Genomic DNA, 12,636 nt, shown 5'->3' with positions numbered 1-12,636 from the left:
AAAACAGCTGGGATCACGAGCGGGCGGCAGGGCGGTTTCGGGGATGAGGAATGATGTCAGGGTGAGTACCGAGCGGCCGCCCGAATCCGGCGCAGAGGAATCAGACCCGAAGCCAGCGTCCGAAGGCGTGTCCGCGTCCCAGCCGTTGCGCTTGCGCACCCTGCTGATCATCGCCGCGGTGTTGCTCGGACTGGACCTGCTGACCAAGACCATCGTCGTCGCGACCATGACGCCCGGCAAGCCGATCTATCTGATCGGGGACTGGGCGCGACTGTCGTTGATCCGCAATCCGGGTGCCGCGTTCTCCATGGCCACCGGCATGACCTGGCTGCTGACCCTGGTCGCCGCGGCTGTCGTGATCGGTGTCATCCGCATCGGCCGCACCCTGCGCTCGCTGCCGTGGGCCATCGGTCTGGGCATGGTGCTCGGTGGCGCGCTCGGCAATCTGGTCGACCGGTTGTTCCGCGCGCCGGGACCGCTGCAGGGCCATGTGGTGGATTTCGTCGCGGTCGGCTGGTGGCCGGTATTCAATGTGGCCGATTCGTCGATCGTGTGTGGGGCCATTCTGCTGGTGGCCTTGACGGTGTTCGGCTTCGAACCCGATGGCACGCGCATGCACCGGCAGCAGGAAGCAACGACCGCCGAGGGGGAGACAGCGTGAGGGAAACTCGCAGTATGCCGGTGCCGGACGGTTTGGACGGCATGCGTGTCGATGCCGGACTGTCGCGGTTGCTGGGCCTGTCGCGCACCGCGGTGGTCTCGATGACCGAGGACGGCAGCGTGCAGATCGACGGCGTCGCGGTCGGAAAATCGGATCGGCTCAATGCCGGCGCCTGGCTGGAGGTCGAATTCCCCGAGCCCAAGCGCGAACTCACCGTCGAGGCGACTCCGGTGGACGGGATGAAGATCCTCTACGCCGACGACGACATCGTGGCGGTCGACAAACCCGTTGGCGTGGCGGCGCATACCGGTGTCGGCTGGACCGGGCCGACCGTGGTTGGCGGGCTGGCGGCCATGGGCTACCGCATCTCCACCTCGGGAGCCCATGAGCGGCAGGGCATCGTGCACCGCCTCGACGTGGGCACCTCGGGTGTCATGGTGGTGGCGCAGTCCGAGCACGCGTACACCCAGCTCAAGCGGGCGTTCAAGTACCGGACCGTGGAGAAGCGCTATCACGCGCTGGTGCAGGGACATCCGGATCCGTCGAGCGGCACCATCGACGCGCCGATCGGACGCGCGCGCGGCAACGACTGGAAGTTCGCGGTCGTCGCGGACGGCCGCCCCTCGGTCACCCACTACGACACCGTCGAGGCGTTCCAGTCGGCGAGCCTGCTCGACATCCACCTGGAAACCGGTCGCACCCACCAGATCCGCGTGCACTTCTCTGCGGTGCGCCACCCCTGCTGCGGTGACCTCACCTACGGCGCGGACCCGCGCCTGGCCGAGCGCCTCGGCCTGGAACGCCAGTGGCTGCATGCCCGCCAGCTCGGTTTCAACCATCCGGCCGACGGCCGGTGGGTCGAGATCACCAGTGAGTACCCCGCCGACCTGGAACACGCACTCGACGTCCTGCGCGCACACTGATCGGATCCTGGAGTGGATGCACCGACGCTGCGCCGCGCCGGAATCGCGGTCGCCGCAGTACTTTTCGTCGTCCTGATCGTCGTCCTGGGCCGGGCCATCCCGCCCCGGGCGGCGATCATCTCCACCGACCGGCTGGGCCCGGAAAGCGGTGAGCCGGTAGCGGATTACCTCTCATCGGCGCGAACATCCCTGGCAGGCAACGACTCCGACAACCACTGGGCCCTGCTCTCCTTCACCACCGGCGTCACCGCCGACCGCATCCCCGAACTCACCGGCGGCCTGCGCATCTCGGAAGTCGCCTACCACGTCCCCGTCGATCGGGTGGCCACCCCCATCATCACCATCGGCGTCCCCGCAGGCCCCGAGGTGGCAGTCGCCTCGGTGAAAGCGGCCGCCGCCCAGGTGGAATCGACCCAAACCTTCGACGACCGCTCCACCCGCATCAAGAACCTGGTCGCCACCCGCCTACGCGCGAACTGCCCCTGCGTAGTCGGCATCGTCCTCCAGGGACCCCTCGTGAAATTGCGAGATATCGCTGCCCTCCAGGGAATTCGTGCGGTGCAGGCGCTGCCCGCCGATGCGTCGGCGGGTGTGTTCGCCGTATCCCCGCTGCTGCCGGAACAACTCGACACCGCCAGCCCCGCCCCCGACGACGGCCCGGTCCCGGACAACTGACCTGCGTCGGGCCCGGGCTGCCGGGGGTTACTTGTTCCGCGATGCCCAAGCGTCGAGGAACATTTCGTGCAGCGGCCGCGGCGGCAGGATGCTCGAGAACGGCCCGCGGATGCCGTTGCCGGTGAGGTCGCCGTGGAATTCGGCCAGGTGCGGCGACAGTTTCGAGGTTTCCACGGGGAGATGCGGTTGCGATGCCTGCTCACTCCATGGCCCGGGGATGAAGGCAGTCCGTCCGGCACGGGCGCGCTGTTCCGTCACGACCAGGCCGCGCTCGACGAGCTGGGCTTGGGCCTTCTTGTGCCGGGCGGGAGTCCAATGGTTCCAGCGGCGCACAGTGCGGTCGGTCGGCCGGGCGAGGGTGAGCAACTGCAGGTAGAGCGCGGCGGCGTCCGGAGTGGTCGCGGTCGTCGCCGAAACCTGCTCGACCAGTTCGGGAACACTCTGCCGGGGATCGGCCTCGAATTGCCCCGGGGCCACCGGCGTGGTGCGGGCCCGCTCGAGCATGCGGGCCAGCCCGGTCGTCAGTACCTCTTCCCGGTGGATCGCGCTGGTCAGCTTGTCCAACCCGTGGTCCGCGCAGGTACGCAGGGTGCGGGCAAGCAGGTCCCGGTCGAAAAGTCCGGCCGGACGCAGGAACACGGTGTGATAGGGGTCCGCCGCGTCCGAGATCACGAGCCCGTTGTCGAAGACGACCCGCCCCGTCGGTGCGGCCGCGTACGCGTCGGGGCCGAACAGTTCGGGCGCATGGTCGATCCAACCAAGGGAGATCAACAGATCCGGGGCCCGCAGCCGGTCCTGGAGTCGGAGATACAGGTCGCCGATGCCGCTGACGCCCGGATCGGCCACGGGTCTCTCGGTGAGCGCCCAGGCGAGCGCGGTGGCCAGTTCCCGGTGGGGATTCCAGCGGCCATAGTTGAGCCGCCGCAGCGGATCCCGCCGATACACCTGGAGATGCTCGTACTGGTCCGGTATCAGCACGCAACGCATGTCCTCGGTCGCGAGGTCCGATGCGCTCGGATGCGACAGTGCCAGTGCGAAACCCGTGCCCAGGCCCGTCACGGCCGCGAGTTCGGCGGTCACATCCTCGGGGACATGGATGCGTCGGCCGACCAGCTCGTTCCATGTCGCGGCCATCCGCTCGGCAGCGGCGAGATCGCCTTCCGCGGTCCACAATTCGCGGACGTCCTCGGGCATGCCCGAGGCCAGCAGACGGCGGCGACCCGCCCAGCCCAGCTGCTTGGTCAGGCGCTCGGCCAGTTCGGCGACCTCGCGGTCGGCACGGTACGGCTTGGTACGCAGCATCTTCCGGTGCGCGTCGTACATGTCGGAGAATCCGCCACCGAAGTGGCAGCGCCGGGGCAGACCGTCCAGCACGAGCCGGGCGATCGCCTCGCGGGCCCCGGTGCGTTCGATGAACAGCTGGACCGCGGGCTCGCCGGGAGTACGAGGGCCGTTGCGGTCCAGCAGATCCAGCAGTTGCCGCAGGCGAGCGGCGTCGTCGCGGGTGATGGTCACGGTCCGGCTGTCCGCGGCGTCGGAGGGCTGCGCGGCCGCGGCGGGTTGCAGGAAGGTCTGCCCGTAGCGCAGCGTGTGGTCGCCGCCGTCGAGACTCGTGAAACCCATCCTCCACTCGCCCGGCTGGGCGAAAGGCTGTGCGGCCCAGGTACTCAGCAGGGCCGTCAGCGCGGCGCGCTGCGCGTCGGGGGTGCGGGAGTTGATCGCGCGCCAGGCGACGGCGTCGATGCTGCCGAGCAGCGGTGTCCAGTCGATCGGGGGTGCGGGCGGGCTCATGCGGCGCAGGGTCTCGTCGATGTCCCCGGCCAGGAAGCGGCCGTCGGCGGCGAGTGCGGTGATGGTCGCGGGCTGCACGGTGGGACGCGTGTTACCGGGTTGATCGAGCAGACCGAGCAGGGCCGGGAGAAGTTCGGAGTCGGGTGCCGTCCTGGGCGGGGTGACGAGGGCCCCGGATCGAATCGTCGCCACGCGCTGAGAGATTCGCTCGCGGGCCTCGACCAGTCGGCGAGCCCGGTTGGCTTGTTCACGCACATCGGCGGCGAGTCCGGGATCTGTGATGTCAGACGGAACGACGGTGTCGGTGAGCAGGGCGCGCACGGTCGTCTCGTCGAGGTCGCGTAGCGCTCGCGAGCCCGCGGCGTCACGCGGGGTCAGGAAGTGCCAGAACGCGGGCGGTGGGAAGGCCGATGCGCGCTGGGGTTCGGTCGGCACCTCCCACAGCGGACTTTCGTTGTGGTGGGCGCGGATCGCGGTGAACTCGGCGGTGCTCGGCGGCGAGCCGTAAGTCATCAGCAGGTCGGCTCCGCCCTCTGGGTATCGGACGATGCCCCAGGGGGAGTTCGAGAGGACCCCGCCCGGGTGGGTGGCGCGGCGGCCGTCGATGCCTTCGAGGACGTAGTTCGTTCGTTCCCTACGGTCGCGCAGTATCCGGAATCCGGTCATGCCCGCGGTCGAGCCGAGCGGTGTGGAGCCGACATCCGACGGCAGGCGAGCGTAAGACTGCAGGTCGTTGACCAGGTGCTTGCCGGTTGGTATCGGGAAGTCGGTGAAAAATTCGGGCGGAGAGCCCAATTCGGCCCGAACACCGGTGGCGGGATCGATCTCCGCCCAGAACTCCAGTCCGTCGCGATAGCCCTCGAGACTCCACACCCGGGTACCGTCGCTGATCTGGTAGCGGTACTCGCCGACGCCGTGGCGGTCGCCGGAGCGCAGGATCCGCTGACCGTCGTGTCGGCCGTCCGGTGTGGCGAACTGATACCCGAGGCCGCCGGAATACGTGCCGCGCCATCCGGCCATGCCGTAGAACTCGGTGGGCGAGAACGACTCTCCAGGTTTGCTCGTCCAGAATGCTTGCTCGGCATACCATTTGGCGGCACTGTGGCCGACCAGGAAGTCGCCGGCGGCGTAGAACACGACATGCGAGTGTGTATCGGCGGGGAGGGTGAACTCGGTGCGATCCACCGTGCCGTGCGGGCCGATGACCACGGCCCGATCGGTGCTGTAGAGGGTGAGCAACGGCCAGGTCGCCGTCATGCCCCGCACCCGCCCCAGTTCGGCGCGGGCGGCTTCCCATGCGGGCCAGTGGAATTCGTTGGGCAAGCCCGCCCGGAGGGTGCGCAGCAGCGGACCGGTGCCGTCGAGCACGGCAAGTGCCTCCTCGATCCCGTCGAGCGCCTGGGCGGTCGGCAGGTCGAGCAGCCCGTCGAGTGTGGTGAGAGCCTGTTCCGCGTCGAGCAGGCCGCCGCCCGCGACCCGCTCGATGAGGGCGATGATCCGGGTGTGCACCGACCACGCGATGCCGGGGTTGGCAGGCAACCGTGCAATGGCGGTACTGCGGGTCTCACGGTCGGAGTGCACGATGCCTTCCAACTTGGGGCCCAGTACCGGGTCGGCCGCCAAGGCGATCAGATCGCGGCGGGACTTGTTGCCCCAGAATTGAATTCCGCCATGGCTCGGGCCCACCACGCCGACCCCGGCGGCCAGCAATGCGTCGGCGAGATCGGCATCGAGGTGGACGTGGCCGAAGCGGCCGTGGGTCATGGCGACCGGCCTCCCGGATTCCTTGAGCCGAGGCCTGATCCGCTCGATCATGTCGAACAGTTCCGGGGGCATCTGCTGTGCGGTGACGCCACCGTAGGGCACTTCGATATGGCAGTACGTAAAGAAGAAACGGCTGATCCAGTCCGCGAGCCCGGCGCGGGGCGTGAGGCCGCCGTCGGCCAAGGCGTCGATTGCGCCGACCGCGTCGAGCATGCGGATCAGGGCGGCGCCGTCGGTGGTGGTCGCGGGGAACAACTCCAGCAGGGGTGCGGCATCGTCGGGTTTGGCGTGGGCGAATACCTTCGCGGCACCCTCGAGTAAGCCATCCGGCACCCGCTGCGAAGTGCAGGCTCCGAGGACATCGCGCAATACCCGGGCGTCCTCCTCGGTTCCGAGTCCTGCCGCCTTGGCCGAGGCTCGTACCCGCCGGTGCAGATCCGCGCCCAATGCCGCACCACCTTCCGCCAATGCCACGAGCAGCCGGACGAATTCGTGGTGAGCGTCGTGTGGCGATCCCAGGGTGCTCAGCCAACCCTGATACACCGCGACCTCATTGACCGGCAGTGCGCCCGCGCGAGCGAACAGCAGGGTGTTCTCCCGGTGGTAATCCACCAGCACCGGCAGCGAATGCTCGCGCTCGGCGGCGCGCGCCCGCCCGTAGGCGCTGACCGCGGCGGTTCGGTACCGCGTATCCCGATGCGAGGCAGGGGCGTTCGCGCTCAACCAGTGGCCGACCATGTCCCACAGCCAGGGCCGATGCCGCTCGGGCAGTCTCTTTGCCCGCCAGCCGATCTCATCGACGAAAGCGCCTGGTTTGGATGCTTTCCGGAAGCCCGCGATCAGCAGGTCCACCAGTTCGTCGGCGTCGGCCGTCGCCCCGGGATCGAACTGCCGTACCCAATCCAAGTAGAGCTTCGAGTTCAGCGGATCGGAGGGCGGCAAGATCGACATGCGGCGAATTGTGGCAGAGGGCGGTGACATCGCGACGTTTGTCACAGCTCGCCGGCGATCGCTTCCCGTATGTTCGGTGGGGTCATGGTGATCTTTCTGTTGGCGCTGGTGGGGTTCGCATTCCTGGACTCGCTGGACGTGCTGCTGGTCGGTGTCACGACGGCCGTCGTGTACGACAGCCGCCTGGGCCGACGGTCACCGGTGCCCGGGGCATTGAGCTTTCTGGCGGGGGTGTTTGCGGTCACCACCGCGTTCGGGATCACCTTCGTGTTGGGTCTGCGGTTTCTCACCGATCTGGTGAGTTTCGATATCACCCCTACGGTGCGGTACTGGGCGGAACTGCTCGTCGGTGTGGTGCTGCTGGTGCTCGGGGGCCTGCGGGTATCGAAAAGCGATGGGGCGGCCGCTGTTCCGGAATGGGCGCTGCGGGCGCGCCGAAAACCCTTGCTGCTCGGTCTTGCCGGAGTCGCCATCGGCCTGGGCCAAGCCCCCACCGCCGTCCCTTACCTAGCGGGCCTGGCCATGATCTCGGCCCGCGACCCGCACCCGCCACTGTGGCCACTGATCATCGTGGCCTACTGCCTGATTGCCCTCTTGCCCCCGGTACTCGTACTGATCACCTCAACCTTGCGATCCACGCGTGCACGCCGGTTCTATCGCGGACTGGTGCGGTCCCTGAAGCGTTTCGGCCCCATGTCCGTCCGCGTGCTGCTGGTACTCGCCGGGATCGTCCTGATCGGTGATGCCCTGTATCACCATGCCGCGCTCTAATTCTCGGTTCCTCGGACGATTGCCAGCAGTGTGGAGTGGGTGCTGGGGTCGGCGGCGGCGATCAGGCCGTGCGGGGCGGTGTGCAGCGGTTGGCCGACAAGCCCGGTCATGACGCAACCCGCTGCCTGGCAGACGGCGATCCCGGCGGTGAAGTGCACGTCGTCGCGGAGATCCCGATCCACGACATAGGCGGATCGGCGGCCAGCTGCGACCCAGGCCAGGGCCAGGGAAGTCGACAGGACTCGCGGGTAGAAGGCTGACGTGAAGGCGGGGTCGTCGATCAGGCGACCGGGGGAGAACCAGTTGCTGAAGGGGGACGGGTTGTCCGCGTCGATCTCGACCAGGCGGCTGTCGGACCGGGGCCGCAGCGGGTGATCGGTGCCGCCTCGGCGGACGGCGGCGGTGGTGCCGTCGGTCCAGAAGGTCTCGGCGGCAAAAGGATCGGCCACTGCCGCGGCTGTGACGGTATCGCCGTTACGTAGCGCGACGTTCACGGCGACCAGGGGAGTGTCGGCGGCGAAGTTCCGGGTGCCGCAGAGTGGATCGATCAACCAGACTCGGTCGGACGGGGTGCCGGTCGTGCCGGATTCCTCCGCGAGAAACCGATCGGTCGGCCGGGCGCCACGGAGGATCTCCAGGATCGTCTGTTCGGCGGCCAGATCCGCCTGGGTCGCGAAATCATCTCCCTCCTTGGCGAATCGAGTTACCGGAGAGTGGAATTGACTGCGGATCACCGCAGCCGCGGCGTCGGCGGCTCGGATGGCCAGGGCGGCATCGGATTCGGTCACATCGGCCACGATACGGCAGATCGAGGGGTGCGAAGTTTAATTCCCTTGGCATACTGGACATTTCGGGTTCCGGGCCGTTGAATTCAGCGGTAAAATTGGCGTATGAATTCGAAGGGGGAAACACTCGACAACTGCGGCACCATCGCCCTGGTGGCCGCGGTGCAAGACTTCTCGAATGCCGTCCTGCATGGCAACCTCGCAACTCTCTCCGACGCTGAATTCGTGGATATGCTGCGCGATTTGGAAGCCTGCAAACGTCAACTGTCCGCGCTGGATTCACAACTGGTCATCGGTATCGGTGAGCGTGGCCTTGCCCAGTCCAGCGGTGCCGGTTCGCTGAAGGAGTTCATGCGCCAGACCCTGGGCCTGTCGCGTTACGACGCGGCGCAGCGCGTGAAGATCGCCGAAGCATGCGGGGAATTCCTCTCCGGCAACGGCACGCCGCGTCCGATCACCCTGTCGGCGACCGCGGAAGCGTATGAGGCGGGCGCGATCTCGCAAAACCATGTCCGCAACATCGTGGACGTCATGAAGCACCTGCCCGCCGACATCGCCCCCGAGGCCTACGCCGAGACCGAGCAGCATTTGGTCGAGCACAGCCTGACCGGCGCCCCGGACGACCTCCCCAAGATGGGCCGCGAAATCCTCGCCCGCCTGGACCCCGAAGGCACGGTGATCTCCGACGCCGACCGTCGCCGCCGCCGCGGCATCACAATCGCCCGCCCGGGCGTAGACGGCATGTCGAAGATCGACGGCTGGCTGACCCCGGAACTGCGCGCCTACCTGGACGCCTTCCTCGCCAAGTACGCCCGCCCCGGCATGTGCAACCTCGACGACGCCGAGCCGCTCGCCTTGTCGGTCACGTCGATCGACTCCAAGGTCCTCGACGACGCTGCTCGCCGCGACCGCCGCGATGCTGGTCAGCGCACCCACGACGCCCTCTACGCCCTGCTGCAGCCCGCCGCCCCCGCGGTCGCTGGCAAGCGTGCCACCGCTGCGACCGGTGTCCCGGCTGACTCGGTCGCCTCATGCGGCGTCCCGGCTGCCTCATGCGGCGTCCCGGCTGGCCTGGCGGGCGTGGTCGGTGAGTCTGCTGCTCCGGCTACAGTCATCGGCGAGTCCGTTGCTACGGCAGCCGGTTTCGGTCAGCACCGTGGTCTCAAGACTCAGGTCATCCTGACGATGAGCCTGGCCGACCTCGAGCGTGGTGCGGGCGTGGCGTCCACCGCCACCGGCGGGCACGTCTCGATCAACGAGGCGTTGAAGATGGCGGCGGGTACTCGCCCGGTGCTGGCAGTGCTTGATCCACAGGGCATCCCGTTGTTCCTGGGTAAGAGCCAGCGTCTCGCGAGCCCCGGCCAGCGTTTGGCGTTGATTGCCCGTGACAAGGGCTGCACGCGTCCGGGTTGCGATGCGCCTGCCTCGATGTGCGCGGCGCATCACATCACAGACTGGGCCGAGGGTGGTCCGACCGATCTGTCGAATCTTGCTCTGGCGTGCGATCACTGCCACGCGTTGGTCAATGATTCCGCCGATGGTTGGAAGACCGTGGTGATGGGTAAGGATTCCGGCTTCTCGGGCCGCTGCGGCTGGATCGCCCCCAAGCATGTTGATCCGTCCGGCACGGCGAAGGTGAACCAGCGTCATCACGTGGCTGGGTTGGTTGCGGCTGCGGTGGATTCCAGTTGCCAGCAGTGGGGTTCACGGGTGGCGTGAGTCTCGGGCGGCGGATGTACAGCTGGCGTTCGCAGGGCAGGGGAGGTGTGGTGGCGTCGCCTGCCCTACCGGACTTGGGCTGACGCCGGGCCGCCTACCGTCACCCGCCGATCCCAGCCCTCGGACTGCACGCATCACCTTCTCGAGACAAGACCCAAAGAACCAAAAACCCAAAGAACCAGAAGCCCAGAGACTCACGACAAGCCGGATCTCTCCACCCTGCGTCGCAAGCCTTCTCGAATGTTCTTTGACAACTCCATAGAGCCCTGACCCTCCGCCCGGCGCTCGAAAGCCTCCACCGGCCAGCAGATCCGGAACGCGGCCAGACCACCGCGCTGATCGCCCGCCCCGCCCGCCCACCCACCGTGCCTGCACGCGCCGCCGCCTGCGAGCGGATCCGGAAACGCGGCTACGCCGCCCGCCCGAGCCCGCCAGCCGGTGCGCAAACGCGGCTACGCCGCCTACCCGCGCCTCCTGTATCTGTCTCGCACAGATTTGTTCTTGTTGTTCTTGCTTTTCGTTCTTGTTCTTTGACAGCCACCCCGAGCCGATGCACGGCCGAGCCGTGAGGTGGCTGGGACCGCCGGTCAGCGAGCCCAACCCAGCCCCGTCCTATCTCCTTCTCCTGGCGTCTTTTGTCTTTTCCGCTTTTCTTCTTTTGGCTTTTGTCCGTCAGCGCTGAGCCGGACGAAGCTGAGCGATGGCGCGAACGTCTTGGTCTACGGCGAACCAGAGGGTGACCGCATCGCCCTGGCGCTCGGTGTGAATGTCGAGGGCCTCGCCGTATTGAATGGGCTTGTTGTACTCGAGCACGAAACGGTGCGGCCCCTCAATGAGGTCGCTTGTATCAGCGGTGAATTCGTGAACCGCATGCCAGTAAGCGGTGTTGGTGATGTGCTGAAAGTGATCGGTATCCGTGCGCCGCAACGGGAATCGTGAACCAGTCACACTAGGAAGAGGAGCGTCGAGCCACTGCCGCCAGCGCAGCCGGTGGTCATCGGTGGTCGTGCACATGAGCTCGAAGAACTCGTCGGCTACCCGCGACGGACTCATCGTGTCCTTGTTCATGTGGATCCAGAAGCCTTCGGTCTCGACGAGCCCGCCGGTGTCGGAGTCGATGCGGGCGCGCATGGTGCACCAGCGCGGGGAGATGCCCGAGCACCAGCGGCGGATGCGGAGTTGGGTGGGCCAGGTGATGGGCTGCAGGACGTCGATGACGGTGCGGCGGACTATCCAGTGCGGGTGGGACTCGAGGGCGCCGGTGTGGGCGAGATGGTCGACGCCCGCGTCCTGGAGGTGGCGGGCGATGCCGTCGATGCGGAGGTGCTGGTTCTCGTCCATGTCGACGGTGCCCAGGCGGCGGGTGACGTCGAAGATGTGTCCGCTGGTGGGGACGGGGGCGAGGGGCAGGGTCAGGGGATGTGGTGCGGTGGGGCTGGGGCGGTCTACGAGTTGGTTCATCATCGGCAGAACCTCCGGAAATCATCCGAGTGGCGGGAGGGTGTGCACAGAACGATCGCGGCGGCGACGGTGATACGGGATACGGGACTGCGCCGGGAGTGGTTCGAGCGTAGTGCAGAACCCGTAAAGACGACGGCTGGCCGAGTCGGCGTGCCCGCCGGTTGAGTAACGTCGTGGTAGATCGATGTGACGCATCGGAGCGGAAGAGGCGAGCACAGATGGAATTGACGCCGGAGCAGGCCGATCGGGCCGCCGGGGTATTGCTGGGCACGGCGGCGGGGGACGCGCTGGGCGCCGGCTACGAGTTCACGCATCCGGGACCGGACGCGGAGATCGGGATGGTGGGTGGCGGGGGGTTCATGTGGGCTCCGGGGGAGTGGACCGACGACACCGCCATGGCCATTGCGGTGGCCCGGGCCGCCACGCAGGTCGGCGACATCTGTAGCCCGGAGGGGCTGGATGCGGTGGCCGCCGAATTCGTCGCCTGGTGGGATTCAGGGCCGAAGGACATCGGCAATCAGACGCGGCAGGTGCTCGAGCATCGGGATGTCGGTGGGCGTGCCATGCAGATGCGCGCGCACGATCTGACCGGTCTCAAGGCGGGCAACGGGTCGCTCATGCGCACGGCCCCGGTGGCCCTCGTCTATCTCGACGACTACGAGAAGTGCGGCAAGGCAGCCAAACTCGTCAGCTCGCTGACCCACTACGACATGCAGGCCATGCAGGCCTGCAAACTCTGGACCCTGGCCATCCGCCACGCGATCATCCACGGCACCTACGACGGGCTCCGCGAGGCGCTGTCGCAAGTCGACACCGGCTTCTGGGAACCCCTGCTGGACAAGGCCGAACACGGCACTCCCGCCGATTTCGCCAACAACGGCTGGGTCGTGCACGCGCTGCAGACCGCCTGGTGGGCCATCTCCCACGCCGAAACCCTGCCCGGCGCACTGGAACTGGCCGTGCGCGCCGGTGGCGACACCGATACGACCGCCGCCATCGCGGGTGGCCTGCTCGGGGCGCGCTGGGGAGCGTCGGCCGTGCCGGAGGAGTGGCAGTCGATGTTGCACGGGTACCCGGGCTACCGCGCCGGGGATCTGCGAGCGCTCACCCGGCAGATCACCGACCGCTGAGTTAC

9 protein-coding genes are annotated in these 12,636 nt (G+C 67.6%); 6 read left to right on the top strand and 3 right to left on the bottom strand.

From position 1 onward, the window contains the following. Positions 1-43: 43 nt before the first annotated feature. From lspA to ACYVN4_RS37255, 3 genes are read left to right on the top strand one after another with little or no spacing between them, the layout of a single operon-like run. Positions 44-661 carry a signal peptidase II gene (gene lspA / locus ACYVN4_RS37265; RefSeq protein WP_460727569.1) on the top strand — a complete coding sequence of 206 codons (618 nt, stop codon included), beginning with the start codon at positions 44-46 and terminating at the stop codon, positions 659-661. Next, complete coding sequence (locus ACYVN4_RS37260; RefSeq protein ID WP_460727567.1) at positions 658-1,584, top strand: RluA family pseudouridine synthase; 927 nt, start codon at positions 658-660, stop codon at positions 1,582-1,584. Before lspA ends, ACYVN4_RS37260 begins: the two co-directional genes overlap by 4 nt. A gap of 12 nt (positions 1,585-1,596) precedes the next feature. Continuing rightward, on the top strand, positions 1,597-2,259 hold the full coding sequence (locus tag ACYVN4_RS37255) for a hypothetical protein (protein WP_460727565.1): 663 nt from the start codon (positions 1,597-1,599) through the stop codon (positions 2,257-2,259). 27 nt (positions 2,260-2,286) lie between these two features. On the opposite strand, the gene ACYVN4_RS37250 is transcribed toward ACYVN4_RS37255, so the two are convergent. Continuing rightward, positions 2,287-6,765, bottom strand: a complete 4,479-nt coding sequence (locus ACYVN4_RS37250) for a hypothetical protein (protein WP_460727563.1) — start codon at positions 6,763-6,765, stop codon at positions 2,287-2,289. 84 nt (positions 6,766-6,849) lie between these two features. On the opposite strand from ACYVN4_RS37250, the gene ACYVN4_RS37245 reads away from it, so the two are divergent. Then, positions 6,850-7,536: a GAP family protein gene (locus ACYVN4_RS37245; RefSeq protein WP_460727561.1), complete on the top strand. Its 687-nt coding sequence runs from the start codon at positions 6,850-6,852 to the stop codon at positions 7,534-7,536. On the opposite strand, the gene ACYVN4_RS37240 is transcribed toward ACYVN4_RS37245, so the two are convergent. Beyond that, on the bottom strand, positions 7,533-8,324 hold the full coding sequence (locus ACYVN4_RS37240; protein ID WP_460727559.1) for an inositol monophosphatase family protein: 792 nt from the start codon (positions 8,322-8,324) through the stop codon (positions 7,533-7,535). The genes ACYVN4_RS37245 and ACYVN4_RS37240 overlap by 4 nt on opposite strands. 102 nt (positions 8,325-8,426) lie before the next feature. Here ACYVN4_RS37240 and ACYVN4_RS37235 point away from each other — a divergent pair, with 102 nt between their 5' ends. Beyond that, positions 8,427-10,040 (top strand): HNH endonuclease signature motif containing protein, encoded by a 1,614-nt coding sequence (locus ACYVN4_RS37235; RefSeq protein ID WP_460727557.1) that lies wholly within the window; start codon positions 8,427-8,429, stop codon positions 10,038-10,040. Positions 10,041-10,712: 672 nt separating this feature from the next. Here ACYVN4_RS37235 and ACYVN4_RS37230 read toward each other — a convergent pair. Then, positions 10,713-11,504: an acyl-[acyl-carrier-protein] thioesterase gene (locus ACYVN4_RS37230; protein ID WP_460727555.1), complete on the bottom strand. Its 792-nt coding sequence runs from the start codon at positions 11,502-11,504 to the stop codon at positions 10,713-10,715. A gap of 215 nt (positions 11,505-11,719) precedes the next feature. Here ACYVN4_RS37230 and ACYVN4_RS37225 point away from each other — a divergent pair, with 215 nt between their 5' ends. Then, positions 11,720-12,631 carry an ADP-ribosylglycohydrolase family protein gene (locus tag ACYVN4_RS37225; protein ID WP_460727554.1) on the top strand — a complete coding sequence of 304 codons (912 nt, stop codon included), beginning with the start codon at positions 11,720-11,722 and terminating at the stop codon, positions 12,629-12,631. The last annotated feature ends 5 nt before the right edge of the window (positions 12,632-12,636 follow it).

The sequence above is a fragment of the Nocardia heshunensis genome (assembly GCF_054782115.1).
This window is presented reverse-complemented; position numbering and strand designations above follow the sequence as displayed.

What these genes read in the sequence shown, in the direction of transcription:
- ACYVN4_RS37245 (WP_460727561.1), top strand. Translation starts at nt 6,850, where the DNA reads ATGGTGATCTTTCTGTTGGCGCTGGTGGGGTTCGCATTCCTGGACTCG.
- ACYVN4_RS37225 (WP_460727554.1), top strand. Translation starts at nt 11,720, where the DNA reads ATGGAATTGACGCCGGAGCAGGCCGATCGGGCCGCCGGGGTATTGCTG.
- lspA (WP_460727569.1), top strand. Translation starts at nt 44, where the DNA reads ATGAGGAATGATGTCAGGGTGAGTACCGAGCGGCCGCCCGAATCCGGC.
- ACYVN4_RS37230 (WP_460727555.1), bottom strand. Translation starts at nt 11,504, where the DNA reads ATGATGAACCAACTCGTAGACCGCCCCAGCCCCACCGCACCACATCCC.
- ACYVN4_RS37235 (WP_460727557.1), top strand. Translation starts at nt 8,427, where the DNA reads ATGAATTCGAAGGGGGAAACACTCGACAACTGCGGCACCATCGCCCTG.
- ACYVN4_RS37250 (WP_460727563.1), bottom strand. Translation starts at nt 6,765, where the DNA reads ATGTCGATCTTGCCGCCCTCCGATCCGCTGAACTCGAAGCTCTACTTG.